16 protein-coding genes are annotated in these 17,507 nt (G+C 58.7%); 9 read left to right on the forward strand and 7 right to left on the reverse strand.

The features are described 5' to 3' along the window. Positions 1-15: 15 nt before the first annotated feature. On the reverse strand, positions 16-684 hold the full coding sequence (locus HNR55_RS01430; protein ID WP_166110331.1) for a glutathione S-transferase family protein: 669 nt from the start codon (positions 682-684) through the stop codon (positions 16-18). Positions 685-870: 186 nt separating this feature from the next. Here HNR55_RS01430 and minC point away from each other — a divergent pair, with 186 nt between their 5' ends. The 3 genes from minC to minE all read left to right on the forward strand — a co-directional run bounded on the left by minC (position 871) and on the right by minE (position 2,813). Then, a complete protein-coding gene (minC, locus tag HNR55_RS01435) occupies positions 871-1,566 on the forward strand; it encodes a septum site-determining protein MinC (RefSeq protein WP_166110333.1) in 696 nt (231 codons plus the stop codon). Between the two features lie 147 nt (positions 1,567-1,713). After that, the gene (gene minD / locus HNR55_RS01440; RefSeq protein ID WP_166110336.1) at positions 1,714-2,529 is read left to right on the forward strand and encodes a septum site-determining protein MinD; all 816 of its coding nucleotides are present in this window, start codon (positions 1,714-1,716) and stop codon (positions 2,527-2,529) included. Next, on the forward strand, positions 2,526-2,813 hold the full coding sequence (minE, locus tag HNR55_RS01445; protein WP_166110339.1) for a cell division topological specificity factor MinE: 288 nt from the start codon (positions 2,526-2,528) through the stop codon (positions 2,811-2,813). The genes minD and minE overlap by 4 nt, the downstream gene beginning before the upstream one ends. A gap of 132 nt (positions 2,814-2,945) precedes the next feature. Here minE and HNR55_RS01450 read toward each other — a convergent pair whose 3' ends face one another. Both HNR55_RS01450 and HNR55_RS01455 read right to left on the reverse strand, forming a co-directional pair. Then, positions 2,946-3,638 (reverse strand): GntR family transcriptional regulator, encoded by a 693-nt coding sequence (locus tag HNR55_RS01450; RefSeq protein WP_166110342.1) that lies wholly within the window; start codon positions 3,636-3,638, stop codon positions 2,946-2,948. Continuing rightward, positions 3,635-5,461, reverse strand: a complete 1,827-nt coding sequence (locus tag HNR55_RS01455; RefSeq protein WP_253544984.1) for an ABC transporter ATP-binding protein — start codon at positions 5,459-5,461, stop codon at positions 3,635-3,637. Before HNR55_RS01455 ends, HNR55_RS01450 begins: the two co-directional genes overlap by 4 nt. A 587-nt stretch (positions 5,462-6,048) precedes the next feature. On the opposite strand from HNR55_RS01455, the gene HNR55_RS01460 reads away from it, so the two are divergent. The 6 genes from HNR55_RS01460 (at position 6,049) to rsmA (ending at position 14,740) form a co-directional block, all read left to right on the forward strand. Beyond that, on the forward strand, positions 6,049-7,758 hold the full coding sequence (locus HNR55_RS01460; RefSeq protein ID WP_166110348.1) for a porin: 1,710 nt from the start codon (positions 6,049-6,051) through the stop codon (positions 7,756-7,758). Between the two features lie 91 nt (positions 7,759-7,849). After that, positions 7,850-8,998 carry an LPS export ABC transporter permease LptF gene (gene lptF / locus HNR55_RS01465; protein WP_166110351.1) on the forward strand — a complete coding sequence of 383 codons (1,149 nt, stop codon included), beginning with the start codon at positions 7,850-7,852 and terminating at the stop codon, positions 8,996-8,998. A gap of 16 nt (positions 8,999-9,014) precedes the next feature. Continuing rightward, positions 9,015-10,127, forward strand: coding sequence for an LPS export ABC transporter permease LptG (gene lptG, locus HNR55_RS01470; RefSeq protein WP_166110354.1), 1,113 nt, complete (start codon positions 9,015-9,017; stop codon positions 10,125-10,127). Between the two features lie 6 nt (positions 10,128-10,133). Next, the gene (locus HNR55_RS01475) at positions 10,134-12,461 is read left to right on the forward strand and encodes an LPS-assembly protein LptD (protein WP_166110357.1); all 2,328 of its coding nucleotides are present in this window, start codon (positions 10,134-10,136) and stop codon (positions 12,459-12,461) included. A gap of 81 nt (positions 12,462-12,542) precedes the next feature. Then, positions 12,543-13,913, forward strand: coding sequence for a peptidylprolyl isomerase (locus HNR55_RS01480; RefSeq protein WP_166110360.1), 1,371 nt, complete (start codon positions 12,543-12,545; stop codon positions 13,911-13,913). 2 nt (positions 13,914-13,915) lie between these two features. Continuing rightward, positions 13,916-14,740: a 16S rRNA (adenine(1518)-N(6)/adenine(1519)-N(6))-dimethyltransferase RsmA gene (rsmA, locus tag HNR55_RS01485; RefSeq protein ID WP_166111233.1), complete on the forward strand. Its 825-nt coding sequence runs from the start codon at positions 13,916-13,918 to the stop codon at positions 14,738-14,740. Here rsmA and HNR55_RS01490 read toward each other — a convergent pair. The 4 genes from HNR55_RS01490 to rpsF all read right to left on the reverse strand — a co-directional run bounded on the left by HNR55_RS01490 (position 14,737) and on the right by rpsF (position 17,424). Further along, the gene (locus HNR55_RS01490) at positions 14,737-15,963 is read right to left on the reverse strand and encodes an SAM-dependent methyltransferase (protein WP_166110363.1); all 1,227 of its coding nucleotides are present in this window, start codon (positions 15,961-15,963) and stop codon (positions 14,737-14,739) included. The genes rsmA and HNR55_RS01490 overlap by 4 nt on opposite strands. Positions 15,964-16,085: 122 nt before the next feature. Next, positions 16,086-16,676, reverse strand: coding sequence for a 50S ribosomal protein L9 (rplI, locus tag HNR55_RS01495; protein WP_086647172.1), 591 nt, complete (start codon positions 16,674-16,676; stop codon positions 16,086-16,088). 11 nt (positions 16,677-16,687) lie between these two features. Continuing rightward, a complete protein-coding gene (gene rpsR / locus HNR55_RS01500) occupies positions 16,688-16,963 on the reverse strand; it encodes a 30S ribosomal protein S18 (RefSeq protein ID WP_025827191.1) in 276 nt (91 codons plus the stop codon). A 5-nt stretch (positions 16,964-16,968) separates the two neighbouring features. Then, on the reverse strand, positions 16,969-17,424 hold the full coding sequence (rpsF, locus tag HNR55_RS01505; RefSeq protein ID WP_166110366.1) for a 30S ribosomal protein S6: 456 nt from the start codon (positions 17,422-17,424) through the stop codon (positions 16,969-16,971). Between the last annotated feature and the right edge of the window lie 83 nt (positions 17,425-17,507).

Below are 17,507 nucleotides of genomic sequence, written 5' to 3' on the forward strand. Positions count from 1 at the left end.
TTTTGTGTCAAAATGTCAGAAATCCAGATTGGTATAGTAATCAGGCGGCGTAATGCCGGAAACCCGGTCGTTCAGCAGGGGACGAAAGCACGGGCGGGACTTCATCTTGGCGTACCAGTCACGCACGGCGGGTACCTTGGCCCAGTCTATGTCGCCAATAAAATCGAGGCAGGACAGATGTGCGGCCGCCGTAAAATCGGCAAGGGATAAAAAGTGCCCCCCCAGCCAGCTCCTGTTTTCGGCCAGATCGTTCACGTATTTCATGAGCGGACGCATGGAGGCATAGGCCTCACGCAGGGCTCCGCCATCAGGGTTGCCGCGCCCGCTCAGGCGCTTCATCACCCGTTCATCAATAAACCGGCCAGAGACTTCGCGGGCGAACAGCGTTTCAAACCACGACACGACACGCCGCACTTCCACCCGCTCGGCCAGTGTGCGACCCAGCAGGGGAATATCGGCATACGCCTCTTCCAGATATTCACTGATCACGTACGCATCGGGTACGATCAATCCGTTATCTTCCACCAGAACGGGCACATCACCCGCAGGGTTGAGCGCCAGAAATTCGGGACGTTTTTCCCATGGGCGTTCAACAATGGCTTCAAACGGCAGACGTTTTTCACCCAGCACAAGACGCACCGTGCGGCTGGCGGGAGAAAGGGGGAAATGGAACAGGGTACGCATACCCTAGTGCTTTATGCCATTGCATGCAGCCACGCCAGAGGGAAAACCGGGCAAAGCCCAATCAATTTCCACATATTCCTTTTGTGCGGCAAAAACTAACCTGCAACACAAACTTCCCTGTTGCAATACGACCCTGTTATTCTACACGCTAACTGGCATTCCTGTTTTTGAGAGAGCATCTGTTCGTTGTCCGGCACACATCCCAACTCCTCGCGCATCCGTATGTCTGGGCGTTCCTTTCTGGCCCTGACCCTCACGCCGGAAACACCGCTGGTGGACTGGCTGGCCGCACTGGACCACCAGATCCAGCGCGCAGTGGGCTTTTTTGCGGGTAAACCTGTTATTCTGGACCTCAGCCTCATGCGGGCGGACACGCCCGACCTGCCCCATCTCCTGCCCGCCCTGCAAGAGCGCGGCATACGCGTGCTGGGCATAGAAGGGGGTGACAGGTCATGGCCCGCCGTAGCCGACTGGGCATGGCCGGAAAGCCCGATGGGGGGCCGTGCTTCTGGCCCGGTCAGCATCCCCGAAGGGGAAAAAACCCCAACGCTGGCCCCAACCCTTGTGGTGGAAGAAAGCGTGCGCTCCGGCCAGCACATTATCTGGCCCGATGGGGATGTGGTTATTCTGGGGGCCGTGTCCTCGGGGGCTGAAGTCACGGCGGGTGGGTCCGTGCATATTTATGGCGCACTGCGGGGCCGCGCCATTGCTGGCATTGGCGGCAATGCGGACTCCCGGATTTTTACCCGCAACCTTGCTGCCGAACTTGTCGCCATCGACGGATTCTACGCCACGGCGGAAGAAATGGACGCAAAATGCACCGGCAAACCCACTCAGGTCATGCTGGCGGGGGAAACTCTGGTATTCAAACCCCTACTCTGATGCGGGTTTGAATAAAACATGCTATAAAAGTCGTATTAATGTCATATTATACGTTTCATTTTCGCGCGCAGATTGTAATGTCTGTCCAAGATTGGGCTGCGGCATAAAACGCGCCTTTACCGGCTTGCATAAGGAAGAGGAAGACTGATGGCAAAGGTTCTGGTCGTCACGTCAGGCAAAGGGGGTGTCGGCAAGACCACCACCACCGCAGCTCTTGGGGCAGCATTGGCCAGAGCTGGCCAGAGCGTGGTTCTGGTGGATTTTGACGTTGGTCTGCGTAACCTCGACCTTGTCATGGGAGCCGAACGCCGCGTGGTGTTTGACCTGATCAACGTGATTCAGGGGGATGCCAACCTTGCTCAGGCCCTGATCAAGGACAAGCGGGTCGATACGCTCTCCCTCCTCCCCGCGTCCCAGACGCGCGACAAGGACGCCCTGACGCCAGAAGGTGTGGCCAAGGTTATCGCCGACCTGAGCAAAAAGTTTGACTGGGTGATCTGTGACAGCCCCGCAGGCATTGAGCGCGGCGCGCAAATGGCCATGCACCACGCCGACATGGCCGTGATCGTGACCAACCCCGAAGTTTCCTCCGTGCGTGACAGTGACCGCATTATCGGCATGCTGGACAGCACGACGGAAAAAGCCAAAGCTGGTGAGAAAATGGAGAAGTTTCTCCTGATCACCCGCTACGACCCACAGCGCGCCGCTCGTGGCGACATGCTGGGCACGGACGATGTGCTGGAAATTCTGTCCATCCCGCTGCTTGGCATTATCCCCGAAAGTCCGGACGTGCTCAAGGCGTCCAACGTGGGCGCGCCCGTCACCATTGCAGAACCGGATAGCGCGCCAGCCCGCGCTTATACCGAAGCCGCTCGCCGCCTGATGGGAGAGAAGGTGGAAGTCACCATTCCCACAGAACGCAAGGGCCTGTTTGACTGGCTGTTCAAACGGAGAGTCGCATGACATTCCTCTCCAGCATTTTCAAGCGCCGCTCCTCGGCGCCGGTTGCGCGCGACCGGCTACAGATTCTGCTGGCGCACGAGCGTATTGCTGTTGGTGATGGCAGGGATGACCTGCTTGCCAAGCTGCACCGCGAGATCATGGAAGTGATCAAGCGGCACGTGGCAGTCGATCAGGACAAGGTTCAGATTAAAATGGACCGGGGTGCGCAGTGTTCGGTGCTGGAAATTGACGTGGAAGTTCCCGGCCTGACCGACAGGGCCGAAAACGCCAAGAAAGAAGACTGACCGCACCCATTACGCTCAGGTGGCGCAGGCCCAAACGGCCTGTATGCCGCCGAGACATGAACGCCCTGTTCGCGCCCTATCCCTGATAAGGTGCGAACAGGGCGTTTTTTATACACGGGCCATAAGAGCGCCTTAGCCGGGCAGAAGAGGCTCCAGCCATTCCTTGGCCTGCATGAAGTCCCGTTTAAGAGCCTTTACTGCGGCATCCGCATCCCCCGCGCGGAAGGCCTCGAGCAGTTGCAGGTGCGGGTGGTCGGGGTTGGCGGGGCTTATGGTGGGCAGGCCATTGGCGGCGGCATAAATTGGTCCCATGCGGGTCCATAGTCCCCGGATCAGCCCCACTGTGACCGATAACCTTGAAAAACCGGCTCCGGTGCTATGGAAATACACATTGGTTATGGCGGTTGCATGCGGCTCGCCCGCCTCATACGCAGCAATAAATGCCGCATGCTTTTCTTCAAGCACTGCAATCTGTTCGGGCGTAATGTGGGCCGCCAGATCGCGGGTTACGCGCTCTTCCAGCACTTCGCGCACCCCATGAATATCCAGAAAAACAGGGCGGGAAGTCAGCGGGACACACGCCGTATTGCGCTCATCCAGCACCAGTGCCTGCTCGGATACAAGGCGCAGCAGGGCCTCACGCACAGGGGTTGGGCTTAAACCCAGCGATGCAGCCAGTGGGCGCAGCACCAGCCGCTCCCCACCCTGATACCGGCAATAAATCAGCTGGTCACGGATCTGCTGGTAGGCATACGCCGCCAGAGCGCCCCGCCCTTCGGGCCTGCTCTCACCCTGCGCTGGTATGGTGATGGTGTTAAATGTCATTGCGCATGTGCCATTTGCCTGTTCAGAAACTGACTGTAGAGACCATTCTGCTGCTCAAGTTGCGCAGGAGAGCCGTCCTCTGCAATTCTGCCATCCTGCATAACAACGATTCTGTCAAAGTTTCGTAGGGTGGACAAGCGGTGCGCCACGGCAATAACCGTGCGCCCGACCATAAGCCGGTCCAGTGCGCGCTGGACGTGCTCCTCGCTTTCCGTATCCAGCGCACTGGTTGCCTCGTCCAGAATCAGAATAGGCGCATTACGTAAAAAGGCCCGCGCAATGGCAATGCGCTGGCGCTGCCCGCCCGAAAGCTTGACCCCCCGATCCCCCACAACTGTCTCAAACCCTTCGGACAGGGCATCAATAAACGTGGCACATCCGGCGGCGGCGGCGGCGGCGCGCACGGCCTCATCACTCGCATCAGGCCGACCGTAGCGGATGTTCTCCATCACGCTGCGATGCAGAAGCGAGACATCCTGCGGCACAACAGACAGGCAGGCCCGCAGGGCGTCATCTGTCAGTTCCCGGATATCCTGCCCGTCGATCAGTATGGAACCGGACTGCACAAAACGCATGCGCTGCAACAGGGCCAGCACCGTACTTTTGCCCGAGCCCGAACGCCCCACCAGCCCCACACGGCTCCCTGCGGCAATGTGCAGGTTGAAATGCGCCAGAACCGGCTCCCCTCCGGGGTAGGCAAAAGTGACATCGCCAAAGCGGACATCGCCCCGCACGGGGCTGGGCAGGTCGGCGGCAACCTGTGGGTCGGGCATGTCATGCGGCACCAGCAGGGAGGACAGCACCTCGGACAGGCGCGCATTGTGCTGAATGGTTTCCACCAGCGCCAGCGCCAGATCACGCGTGCCGTGCAGAATGGCAAAGCCCAGCGTGATCACCATAACCACCTGCCCCACACTGGCCTGCTGCCACTGCCACAGCAGCACGGCCCAGACCAGCAGACCCGTCGTGAGCACTGCGGTCATACCCGCATGGATCATACGGAGCTGTTCCATATAGCGCAGGGATTTAAGCCGCTCACCCATTTCCCGCTCGGTCAGGGCGTTAAAGCGCTGGCGCTCGCGGTTACGCATACCAAAGGCACGGACAAGAGCGATATTGCCCATCACATCCAGTGTCTCCCCTTCCAGCCCGGCGGCGGCCACCGCGTAATGCCCATGCAGACGGCGCCCCCTGAGTGCGAGGCGGAACATGATCAGGCACAAACCGCCAGCCAGCAGAACGGTCGCCCCGCCCATGGTCAGGCTGACCGAGAGCATGAGCACCACAGAGAGCAGAACATTCAGGCTCGGCGGGAGCACGTTCCATGCCAGCATGTTCTCGATGGTGAAGCTGACATTCCCCGCCGTTGCAATGCGCGCAGCAAGGGATGCGGGCATACGGTCAGCAAAATAAGCCGGGGAATGACCCGTTAAAAACCGGAACAGGTCCTGCCGTATATCCCCCGTAACCGCCACAAATGTCCGGGCGGCAAACCAGCCTGCAATCCGCCAGCAGATATTGTCCGCCACGATCAGCCCGATCAGCACCCCCACAGCCGCCCACACGGCCGAAACCGTAGCCGCGCCGGAGTGGCTGGTCATCAGGTCCACCAGATGGCGGATACCGTAGGAGGAGAGCACAATGCAGCTTATGGCCCCGCCCACGGCCCCAAACACCAGCGCATGCCCTACAGGACGCGCCCGCATATAGCGCAGCAAAAAGCGTACCGGCCTGCCTGCATAGGCGGGCAAGGCGTCATCGGGTACGGTTACATGGGCGGATACGGGGTTGGCCCCGTCGGTCTTGTTGTTTTTATCGTCCACCAACACGCTCTGGTTTCTTCCCTGGCAGAATACGCCTGACCCGACAGCCAGACCGGAACAGCACCCATCCTGCCTGCCGCAGTCGGGTCTTGCATCCACATTACGTGCCTTTCAGGCTTATCCCAAACAGGTTTTCGCACAGACCAACACGCGGCCTGCGCCCTGCACGTTATGATTCCGAACCGACCGGAAGCACCAGAACCCCTTGTTATGACGATAAACACTGCGTGATGAGCCACAGCCCGAAGCAACCATGGTTCACCTGTTTTTCATCTTTTCCACCCCATTCTCTGGCTCAGACCATCCGGGGTCGGCTCATCTCCAAACAGAATTTTTCCGGATCAATCTATGCTAAAAATTATATAAATACCTGAAAGTATTACACTATTTTAACTGAAATAACGCAGTACCCAACGGGCCGGGCATGCACTGGGGCAACCTGATATCCGATACAGGCATATCAGATTACCAAAAAACGCATAACATCCGCACCCCCCACACCACCTTGCCGCCCATTATCCACATATTGACGACAGCAAGCCTTGGCTTCCACAGAGAGCAGGAGAATTCAGGGGAGTACACAGTTCATGGCATCGCGAAAAAAGGCACTGTTGGCTACTGTCATGGCTGCATCAGTTGCCGGGGTGCCGTCTATGCTCCCCACGCCTGCCTATGCAGATGATTACGTAGACCTGCTGGATGTGCTGCGCGCCAAGGGCAGCCTGACCAAGCATGAATATGACACTCTTCTGACCAAGCATGTCCACCATGCCGCCCTTGCGGCCGAGCCCCGTGCGGCACACCCGGCGCATGTGGCCTCTGGCGGCAGCCGCACGGCCATGGCGCATGCAGCCCATGGTGCACAATCGGGCTATGAGCCGGGTATCCGCTTTGACCCCGGCGCGGGTGAAAACGATATGTCCCTGCGGGCGGAAGACGCCGCCAACCGGGCAGAAGCCAGCGCGCGCTCCGCGCAGGAAGCCGCCAGAGCACTGGATAGCGGCAATTTTGTACGCGTTGCCAAATACGTACCGGGCAAGGGGCTGACCTTTAAAGCAGGGCCCATAGACATCAACCTTTCCGGCTTTGTGAACGGCTTTTACTCCTATAACAGTCCCGCGGGCGGGCGCCCCGTTGCGGGTGGCGTTTCTTCGGGGTCTTCGGGCTTTGATTCCTCCGCCGTCAGGAACGGGCTGCTGCCAGCCGGGTTCATTCTCAAGATGAACACCGTGCAGCAGGGTATGGATATTTCCGCTGTTCTGGGCATGTATCCGGGGCTGGACAACGCCAAGCCCGCCGCCTTTAACGCCAACTCCGGTGGTAGCCCCGTGGGGCTGGGTACGGCAGGCATCGACCTTCGTCAGGTGTACATGACCTTTGGCAACAAGGACATGGGGACCTTCAAGGTCGGTCGTGATCTGGCCCTGTTCGCCAGCGACGCCATCATGAACGATGCAACCCTGCTGAGTGTTGGCTCCACGGGCAGCAACGCATCACCGGGCAATACATCGCTGGGCCGCATTGGCGTAGGTTATGTGTACGCGGACTGGATCCCCCAGATCTCCTATACCTCCCCCAAGCTGGGCGGTTTTCAGGGCTCTGTGGGTATTTTCCAGCCACTGGATGAATTTGGCTACGCCGACGCCACCAACCCCACCGCAGCCTCCGCTGCCAGCCAGTATTCGGCCGGGTCCACCCAGCATTCCTCTCCCATGGTGCAGGGCCGCGCCGTGTATGATTTTTCTGTCTCCGATGTGCAGTTCCACATCTGGGCCAGCTTCCTGATCCAGCACATGCAGGGCCTCAGCAGCCTGCAGGCAGATGGCAAAACGCCTCTGCTCAGTTCCGACCAGCATCAAAGCGCCATGGTGGAAGCGGGAGATATTGGCACCAAGGTCACCTATGGTCCGCTCGAAGGTGTCGCCTACTACTATCGTGGCAGCGGGCTGGGCACGACGGGTCTGTTCTTTGATGGTGTTGACGCCAGTGGCCGCAAGCGTGACTCGGAAGGCTACTACGTGCAGGGTGCTTACCGTATTACCAAAAAATTCCGTCTGGTTGGCAGCTATGGTGTGAGTAACCTGTATCTGGCGGGTGATGAGAATACCGCTCTGGAAAGTCAGGCAGGGTCTGCGGGGCTTGTCCGCCGCAACCAGTCCGAGGTCGGGGCCGCCTATTACCAGATGACCGACTGGCTGACTGTGGTTGGCGAATATTCCCACACCTCCTCCTCCGCGCACGGGGGCAGCAAGGAGAGCGACAACACCGCATCGGGTGGTGTCATGCTGATGTTCTAGTCCGGTCAAGGGGTTCTGTCGTCTCTATTTTATAGACCGATTACAGCCCGGACTGTTGCCTCCGACCCCACGGAGGTAGATAACCGAGACCATGACTGCCCGCTCTCTTCCCCCGTGGCTCCACCACCATTTTCTGACACTGGACCGCTACGTGCTGCGCCAGTTGCTGATAGCACTGGCTGCCACAACGGGGGGGCTGGTGGCGCTGATCTGGCTCATGCAGTCCCTGCATTTTGTGCCGCTTGTTGTGGACAGGGGCCTGTCCCTGCGCGTTTTCATTGGACTGACCAGTCTTTTGCTGCCGTCCTTTGTGGCGGTGGTCATGCCCATTACCACCTTTATTGTCAGCCTGTTTGTTTACCAGCGTCTGGCCAGCGACCGTGAGCTTACGGTCATGCAGGCTTCGGGGCTTTCCTCCTTCTCTCTGGCGCGGCCGGGGCTGATCTGCGCGGCACTGTCCACCCTGATCGTGTTTGTGCTCAACGTGTGGGTTGTCCCCTCCTCCTACCATGCGTTCCGCCAGTACGAACTCCAGATCAGGAACAAGATGGCGGCTTTTATGCTGCAGGATGGTGTTTTTACAAAAGTGTCAAACACCATGACCGTCTATATCCGCTCACGCGACCAGAACGGTGTTCTGTGGGGTATTCTGGTGGAGGATGACCGGCAACCCGACAACCATGCCACAATTCTGGCCAGCCGGGGCAATATGGTCATGGTCAATGACGTGCCGCGCGTTGTGCTTTACGATGGGTCCCGTCAGGTTCTCGACCGTAAAACCGGCCGGTTGAACATGCTGGTTTTCAAACAGGACACCATGGATTTTTCTACCGCACACCCATCAAGCCAGCATCTGCGTGATTCGGCCGAAATGTCCCTGTCCGAACTGCTCTCCCCCGACCCCAGCGCCGTCTCGGCGCGGGATACGGGCAAGTTCAAGGTTGAGGGCTGGCGACGCCTGACGTCCCCGCTGACCTGCTTTTCCTTTGCCATGATCGGCATGTTCGCCATGCTTCGGGGGGCGTTTTCCCGCCACGGCAATATAACACGCCCGCTTGTGGCGGTGCTGTGCATTGTCGGGCTGCTGGCGGGAACCATGCTTTTGCAGAATCTGGCCGGGCGCAACATCCAGCTTATTCCCCTTATTCCGCTCCTTGCCACCCTGCCCGGGATCATCTGCGCCTATCTGCTGTTCGTGCCGGAAATAAAGGCCAACCGCCGCCAGCCCCGGCAGGCATGAGAGGACGCCCGAACGCATGATCGTTGCCGTCACCCTCTCGCGGTATATTGCGCGGCAGTTCCTGCTGTGGGTGCTGATCATGATTGCGGCGCTCACAGGTATTATCTGCCTGTTCGATCTGATTGACCTGTTTCGCCGCGTCTCCTCCCGCCCGGAGGTTTCCTCCAACATCGTAACGGAAATCGCCGGGCTGCACGTACCCTATTTTGCCATTGAAATTCTGCCATTTGGCATTCTGCTCGGGGGCATTGTGTGCTTCTGGCGGCTGACCCGCTCATCCGAACTGGTTGTGGCGCGCGCGGCGGGGCTTTCGGTCTGGCAGTTTCTGGCAGCACCTCTGACCTGCGCCGTTCTGCTTGGCGTTCTGGCGACCTGTGTCATCTCCCCTTTTTCTTCGGTCATGTACCGTCGGGCCGCGGATCTGGACCAGCAGTATCTCCGCTCCGATGGAGGGCCACTCAGCCTTTCTGGCGGTTCACTGTGGCTACGGCAGGCAGACACACAATACGACCCCCACGGCGTAACCATGCTGCATGCGGGGGATGTACAGGTGACGCAGGGGCAGTTGCATATTCGCGATATCAGCGTGTTTCGGCTCGACCATGAAGACAAGCTGATCATGCGAATCGAATCCCCCAGAGGGTCTTTGAAAAACGCAGGATGGGAGCTTACCGAGGCATCGGTGGTCCGGCCCAACAACATTCTAACACCTGTTGGCGTCGTCATCCTCCCCACAAGCCTGACCCTTGAACGGGTGCAGGAAAGCTTTGCCTCACCCGACACGCTTTCCGTCTGGGCACTGCCGGGTTTTATAACCTTGCTGGATCATTCAGGTTTTTCATCCATTCGCCACCGTATTCATTTCCAGTCTCTTCTGGCATTACCTATACTGGCAGGCACCATGGCGCTGGTTTCCGCCGGTTTTTCCATGCGTTCGTCACGGCGGGGGGGCGTTGCCAAAATGGTTGGGTCTGGTGTTGCGGCGGGTTTTCTGCTTTTCACCATATCCAAAGTCGCTGAGCAGTTAGGAAAGTCAGGAGCGCTTCCCCCCGTTCTGGCTGCATGGGCACCTACCCTTGCCGGGCTCTGTCTGGCTGTTGCACTACTTCTTCATCTGGAGGATGGCTGATTGATCGTGGCGCTCCGGCCCTTTTGCTGCGCTCTGCTGCGCCGCCGCTCCACCCTGAGTGCTGCAACAGCACTGGGGAGCGTTGCTGCCTGTCTGGTGATCAGCCAGCCCAAAACGGCTCTTGCGCAGTTCAAACCCCGGTCCATGCACGTCAACTCCCAGCAGCGGACATCCCCCAACGACCCGGCCACCTTTCAGGCCGACAAGGTTGATTACAACGACGTTGAACACACCGTAACCTGGACCGGCAACGTACAGGTCTGGCAGGGCGACCGCGTCCTGCGTGCGGACAAGATCGTGTATGACAGGGACACGGGCCTTATGGCCGCACGTGGAAATGTTGTTACCATCCAGCCCAATGGCTCGGTCATATATGCCCATTATGCCGAGCTGACAGGCGGCATGAAGGACGGGATCATGCTGCATGTGAACGCCACCATGCCAGACAACGCCAAACTGGCCGCCAATGGCATGCGGCGCACCGGCGGCAAGATCAACGACATGAGCCGCGCCGTGTATACGGCCTGCGAAATCTGCGAAAAAGACAAAACCCGCCCGCCCTTCTGGCAGTTCCGCGCTTTTGATGCGACACAGGACCTTGAACACCAGAAGATAGACTTCCGCGATGCCTACCTTGATATTCTGGGTGTACCGGTCGTCTACCTGCCCTATTTTTCCATGACCGATCCGTCCGCCAAGCGACGGAGCGGTTTTCTCATGCCGGGGCTTACCCCGCATGACCGCTACCTTGGCACCTATATTACCATTCCCTACTACTGGGTGATCAACCAGCAGTCGGATATGAGCGTACAGGGGCTGCTCGCCACCAAGACGGGACCACAGTTGAGCGGGCTTTACCGTAACCGCCTGAACTTTGGTCTGCTGAGCGTCCGTGCCGGTATCGCTTACGATACGCACAGAGCCAAAATGTACACGAACAACTTCGGTGATGAGGAAAAAAGTGGTGGCAACCATGGCTTGCAGGGCCACGTGTTCGTCAGCGGCAACTTCTCCATCAACAAATACTGGCTCGCGGGCGCGAACATCAACTACACCAGTTCCGCCAACTATATGCGAGACTACCGTGTGCAGGGTTATGGGGCAGACACCCTGAACTCCAACGCCTATCTGGAAGGGTTTGGCACCGGGTCTTACAACCGTCTGGACGGGCAGTACTATGAAGGGCTGAACCAGGGGATCATCCACAACAGGGACCTGCCCCTTGTGCTGCCCCGCTACACCTACAGCTTTACCGGCCAGCCTGACATGCTGGGGGGGCGCCTGAGCGTCAACACAACAGACTTCAACGTCAAGCGCGATAACGGGGTTTCCGACCAGCGCGGTGAATTGCAGCTGAACTGGAACCGCCCGTTCCACACAAAAATGGGCCAGCAGTTCCTGCTGACCCTGCGTCTGGATTCAATGGTCTACCGCGCCCGCAAACTGTACCAGCAGCCGACCTATTACAATACGGCCCATACCTCCGTTACCGGGCAGGTTCTGCCGACCATAGCCCTTAAAACCAACTGGCCATTCGTGCGCACTTTTGAGCGCGGTCGCGGCACACAGCTGATCGAGCCGATTGTGCAGGGCATTTACGCCCCCAATACCGGCAATAACGGCAATGACATGATCCCCAACGAAGACAGCATGAGCTACGAATTTACCGACAGCACGCTGTTTTCCCTCAACCGGTATCAGGGTACGGACAGGCTGGATGGCGGGCTACGCGGCAACGTGGGCGTACATGCCAACTGGACATGGGACGGGCACATTGTGGACCTGCTGGCAGGCGAAAGTTTTCAGCAGCACATTACACATGACATGATCCCCTATTCCGGTCTTGACCACCATGCTTCAGACGTGGTGGCGCGCGCACGGGTTATTCCCAGCCAGTATTTTGACTTCACGGCCCGCATGCGTCTGGACCCGCACAAGACCAAAATCAACTTTGGCGATGCGCTCTTCAGCGCTGGTGTGCCGCACTTCCGCGTTCGTGGTGGTTACATTTACGAACCCGTCACACCCTACTACTATTTTGCCACCAACTACCGCGCCTATTCCCCCAATCAGCTCTACACGACACAGACCAGCGAACTCAGCGGCGGCGTGTCCGTGGACTGGCAGAGCTGGCACGCCTCGGGCTTTTCCCGGCGCAGCCTTTCACGCAAGAACTTCGTCTCTCTCGGCGGGGATATCGGGTATGATAATGACTGCTTCGCTATCGACTTCATGTACCTGAAGCAATACACCACCATTGGTGGGCAGCAGCGTAACTCGACCTATCTGATCACGGTGAGCCTTAAAACGCTGGGGGCTTTCGGCCTCAAGTAAGAACCGCTTCAAAAACAGTGCCATCTCCGGTATCACAAACAGATCGTTCTGATATGGCAGAAAGCTGAAAGACCGTTCCGTATGAGTCTGCGCTCCTTAACACTGGCTTGTTGTTCTCTTACCGCGCTGGCTCTTCCGGTCTGTGCGGCGGCTCCCCATGCCGCGGCGGCCACCCACCACCATTCATCTGGCTCCAAATCCGCGCAGGCTCCTGCGAGCGGGGCACAACCCGAACCGGACGACATGATCGTTGCGGTCGTCAACAGTATTCCCCTGACCAAAAGGGACGTGGACAACCGAGGCAAGCTGTTTGCCCTCTCCACCGGCCTGCCCGTGTCCGATGACCTGATGGCGCGCCTGCGCCCACAGATTATCCGTCAGATGATTGATGAAAAGCTGCGCACGCAGGAAATCCTGAGCCGCCACATCAACATTGCTCCTGAACAGATTGCCGCAGCCATTGGCAACATTGAAAAGCGCAATGGTATGCCCGCAGGCACCCTGCGCAACCATCTTGCAAAGGATGGTGTCTCCCTGACCACGCTGATCGACCAGTTGCGCGTCCAGATCGGCTGGATTCAGGTTCTGCGGCAGGAACTTGGGCCGCGCTCACGCGTATCCGCTGGCGATATTGCCCAGCGTCAGGCCGCGCTAAAACGCGAAGAAGGCCGGACGGAATACGAAATCAGCGAAATTTTTGTCAAGGTGGATGACCCCCGCCACGCGGAGGAAGAACTCGCCTTTACCAATACGGTTATTGACGAACTGCGCAAAGGTGCTCCCTTCCCCATTGTTGCCGCCCAGTTCTCCCAGAGCCAGACAGCACTTGACGGTGGCTCCATGGGCTGGGTGCAGGAAGATGAGCTGGACCCCAGCGTGGTCGATATTGTCCGCCGGATGCCTGTGGGCATCGGCGCTGTTTCCAACCCCATTACCGTGCCCGGCGGCTTCCTGATTGTCACATTGAACGGCAAACGGGTTGTGGGGAAAGAAATCGGGCATATGGTTGATATCCGTCAGGCTTTTGTGGCGTTTGATACACCTCTCGATCCCCAGCATGTGACCCCCCAGCAGGAGGCCGCGCTCCAGAAGGCCATGCACATCAGCCAGACAACCCATAGCTGTCCGGAAATGGAAGCCGCCAACAGGGGAGAAGGGGAAAAACGCCCCAGCAACCCCGGCGAACTGCCGCTTGAGCGCCTGAACCCACAGATGCAGTCTGTGCTGGCCGAACTTCCCATTGGTCAGGTTTCACGCCCCATGGTCTCACGCGAGGGGATTGACCTGCTGATGGTCTGCTCCAAATCGGAAAAGAACTTTTCCAACCGCTCCCCGAGCGAAATTGCCGATCAGTTGATGAACGAGCGCGTGGAACAGGCCGCACGCCAGCTTGATAGCGACCTGCACCGCCGCGCCATGATCGACCTGCGCGTTAAACTGAAAGGGGCGTAACTCTGCCTCCCGAACTGGAAAGCCTGCGCGACGTCATCCGCAGGCATGAACTGGACGCCCGCAAGGCGCTGGGCCAGCACTTTTTGCTCGACCCCGGCATTACCGACCACATTGCTGCCCTTGCGGGTACGCTGGACGGACAGCATGTTGTTGAAGTTGGTCCCGGCCCGGGTGGGCTGACACGCTCCCTGCTGGCGGCAGGGGCTACCAGCGTTACCGCAGTGGAGCTGGATAGCCGCGCTGTGGCTGTTATTCAGGAACTGGCCCAGTTCTACCCCGGCCGCCTGAGCGTGATCGAGGCTGACGCCCTTAAACAGGACCTGACAGCCCTCTGCCCTGCCCCCCGCCAGATTGTCGCCAACCTGCCCTACAATGTTGCCACCCCTCTGCTTGTAGGCTGGTTACGACAGGGCACAGCATGGGGGCGGCTGACCCTTATGTTCCAGTTGGAAGTGGCAGAGCGGATCTGTGCCGCACCCGATAGCGAACATTACGGCCGCCTTGCCGTACTAAGCCAGTGGTGTGCCGATTGCGCCGTGGTAATGAAGCTGCCACCGGGGGCCTTTACGCCTCCTCCGGCGGTCTGGTCCGCTGTGGCCAGCATTACGCCTCACCGCGAGCAGCCTGCCCCTGCCCTGTTCAAAGCCATGGAGCGTGTTACTGCCGCGGCTTTTGGCCAAAGGCGTAAAATGCTGCGCGGCTCGCTCAAGAGCCTGAACGGTGCCAAACTGCTGGATGCCGCCGCCATAGACGGCACCCGCCGGGCCGAAACCCTGAGCATTGCAGAGTTTGACCAGTTGGCCCGCGCCCATCTGGCGCTGGGTTAGTTCGCGCCAGTTTTGCTCCGCTCTGCATCCACCATATAGTCGCGGGTATAAGGTACAGCACTTATGGAGGGGGAGAGCAGCAACTGGAAGTTCATGTGCCCCTGCACACGGAAAGCCAGTTCGGCTGCGGCCAGATAGAACTCGAACATTCTGGCAAAGCGTTCGTCATACATGGCTACGGCTTCGGGGCGGCGTGCGGCAAAACGCTCGCGCCAGATGGCAATGGTTCTGGCATAGTGCAGGCGCAGGATTTCACAATCCGTCACCCATAGGCCCGTCTGCTGCACGGCAGAAAAAACCTCGCTCAATGCAGGGGAATACCCACCGGGGAAGATGTATTTGTTCATCCACGGGTTGGTTGTGCCCGGCTCGTCACTCCGGCCTATGGAGTGGATCAGCGCTATGCCATCGGGGGTAAGGGCATTGCGGATGGTTTCAAAAAACGCCTTGTAGTGCCCGACCCCGACGTGCTCGAACATGCCAACTGAGACAATCCGGTCAAACCTGCGCGTGAGGTGGCGGTAATCCAGCAGCTCAAAACGCACCTGCCCGGCAAGCCCGGCATCCTGCGCACGCTGGCGTGCAAAAGCCAGCTGTTCTTCCGAGAGGGTAATCCCCGTAACACTGGCACCGTAATCCTTGGCCAGTGTCAGGGCCATGCCACCCCAGCCACAGCCTATATCCAGCACTTCCAGCCCGGGCCGGTCGAGTTTGAGCTTGGAGGCAATGTGGTGTTTTTTGGCTTCCTGTGCTGCATCCAGCGTTTCCTCCCCGGTGGGGAAGTAGGCGCAGGAATACTGCCAGTCCTTATCCAGAAACAGCGCATACAGGCTGTTCCCCAGATCATAATGATGAGCCACATTCTGCTTGGAGCGCGCGGTGGAATTAAACTGGATCCAACCGCGCCGCACATAGCGAAAAGCCGCGGAAAGCTGCTCTGCAATATGGCCAGCGGGGTTCATGGCATTCAGCATAAGCAGGTGCAGCAGGTCGTACAGGGTGCAGTCCAGCGGCTCCAGAACGCCATCCATATAGGCTTCGCCAAAGGCCAGACCGGGGTTGAGCACAAGGGATTTAACGGCAGCCGCATTCTTTAAATGCACGCCAGCCTGCGGGCCGGGTTTTGCGCCCTGGTAAACTGTGGTGGTCGCGTCTGGCCATAACACGCGCAGGGAGCCAGCTTCCACAAAATGCCGCAAGATCGGCCCCAGAACGCGCTTCATGCTCACGTTTCCCTATGCTTAAAAATAATTAAGCAAATACATAGAACGAAACGGACAAACCGACAAAAAAAAAGGACCGGCCTGAGCCGATCCTCTTTTCACACTCTCGCAAAAGCGAAAAATCAGGCCGTTGCGTCCTGAGCTTCAACTTCTTCTGCGTCAGCAACGATTTCGCCTTCGACAAAGGCTTCGTCACCGGCCAGAGTGGCTTCTTCTTCCACGGAGGTCGCTTCGCCACGTGCCTGACGTTCAGCTTCTTCCTGCGAACGGGCAACGTTAACGATAACAGACACGACAACTTCCGGGTGCAGAGCAACCTTGACCTCATAAAGCCCGAGGGACTTGATGGGGTGAGCAAGGGAGACCTGCTGGCGGGAGATGGTAAAACCAGCTTCCGTTACGGACTGTGCCACGTCGCGGGTGCTCACGGAGCCATACAGGCTGCCGCTGTCACCAGCCTGACGGATCAGAACAACCGCCAGACCTTCCATCCGTTCGGACAGACGTTCTGCTTCTTCGCGGTTTTTGATGTTCTGTGCTTCAAGCTGTGCACGTTCACGATCAAAACGGGCGCGGTTGGCTTCGTTCGCACGAATGGCCATGCCCTGCGGCAGCAGGTAGTTACGGGCATAACCCGGACGAACCTTTACCGCATCACCCATCTGACCCAGATGCGCAACGCGCTGGAGCAGGATTACTTCTGTAGCAGCCATGGTTGTTCCCCTCAGCTCACAACGTAAGGAAGCAGAGCCAGGAAGCGGGCACGCTTGATAGCCTGTGCCAGCTCACGCTGCTTTTTTGCGGAAACCGCCGTAATGCGGCTCGGCACGATCTTTCCACGTTCGGAAAGGAAGCGGCTGAGCAGACGCACGTCCTTGTAGTCGATCTTCGGCGCGTTGGGGCCGGAGAACGGGCAGGACTTGCGACGACGGTAGAACGGACGGCGAGCGCCAACAGCCGGACGACGGGCGGCGGGATTGATTTCTGTGGTTTCAGACATCTGAATTACTCCGCTGCGTTTTCTGGCTGGTCAGCAATCCGGTCGTCGCCACCGCGACGGCCGCCACGACCGCTTTCAAAACGGCCACCGGCTGGCTTGGCGCCACCACGGAAGCTGCCGCGTTCGCCACGGTCTTCGCCCTTGCGGGACAGAACGGGGGACGGTGCTTCGTCAATTTCATCCACCCGCAGCGTCAGCAGACGCAGGATGTCTTCATTGAGGGACAGCTGGCGTTCAATTTCCTTGAGCAGCTCGGAGCGCACTTCCAGACCCAGAAGAGCGTAATGGCCCTTGCGGTTCTTTTTGATGCGGTATGAAAGGCTGCGCAGGCCCCAGTATTCGCGCTTGCGAACGGCACCGCCGTCTGCTTCGATCTGAGCGGCAATACCGTCCAGAATAGCGTCCACCTGCTGCTGTGAAATATCATTACGTGCGATCAGCACGCTTTCGTAAAGTGGCATGTTTGCTCCCTTCGGATACAATCAACCCATCCACGCCGAACCCTTTCGGCAGCGGAGCCTCTGAACTGGCCAGAAAGCGAGGG

The sequence above is a fragment of the Acetobacter lovaniensis genome (genome assembly GCF_014207635.1).
GTDB lineage: Bacteria > Pseudomonadota > Alphaproteobacteria > Acetobacterales > Acetobacteraceae > Acetobacter > Acetobacter lovaniensis.

Bases quoted from the DNA above. Each gene is read 5' to 3' on its own strand.
- lptF (WP_166110351.1), top strand. From the start codon at position 7,850: ATGACTGCCCGCTCTCTTCCCCCGTGGCTCCACCACCATTTTCTGACA.
- rpsF (WP_166110366.1), bottom strand. From the start codon at position 17,424: ATGCCACTTTACGAAAGCGTGCTGATCGCACGTAATGATATTTCACAG.
- HNR55_RS01450 (WP_166110342.1), bottom strand. From the start codon at position 3,638: ATGACATTTAACACCATCACCATACCAGCGCAGGGTGAGAGCAGGCCC.
- HNR55_RS01460 (WP_166110348.1), top strand. From the start codon at position 6,049: ATGGCATCGCGAAAAAAGGCACTGTTGGCTACTGTCATGGCTGCATCA.
- rplI (WP_086647172.1), bottom strand. From the start codon at position 16,676: ATGGCTGCTACAGAAGTAATCCTGCTCCAGCGCGTTGCGCATCTGGGT.
- minD (WP_166110336.1), top strand. From the start codon at position 1,714: ATGGCAAAGGTTCTGGTCGTCACGTCAGGCAAAGGGGGTGTCGGCAAG.
- rpsR (WP_025827191.1), bottom strand. From the start codon at position 16,963: ATGTCTGAAACCACAGAAATCAATCCCGCCGCCCGTCGTCCGGCTGTT.
- minE (WP_166110339.1), top strand. From the start codon at position 2,526: ATGACATTCCTCTCCAGCATTTTCAAGCGCCGCTCCTCGGCGCCGGTT.
- HNR55_RS01490 (WP_166110363.1), bottom strand. From the start codon at position 15,963: ATGAAGCGCGTTCTGGGGCCGATCTTGCGGCATTTTGTGGAAGCTGGC.
- HNR55_RS01480 (WP_166110360.1), top strand. From the start codon at position 12,543: ATGAGTCTGCGCTCCTTAACACTGGCTTGTTGTTCTCTTACCGCGCTG.
- lptG (WP_166110354.1), top strand. From the start codon at position 9,015: ATGATCGTTGCCGTCACCCTCTCGCGGTATATTGCGCGGCAGTTCCTG.
- HNR55_RS01430 (WP_166110331.1), bottom strand. From the start codon at position 684: ATGCGTACCCTGTTCCATTTCCCCCTTTCTCCCGCCAGCCGCACGGTG.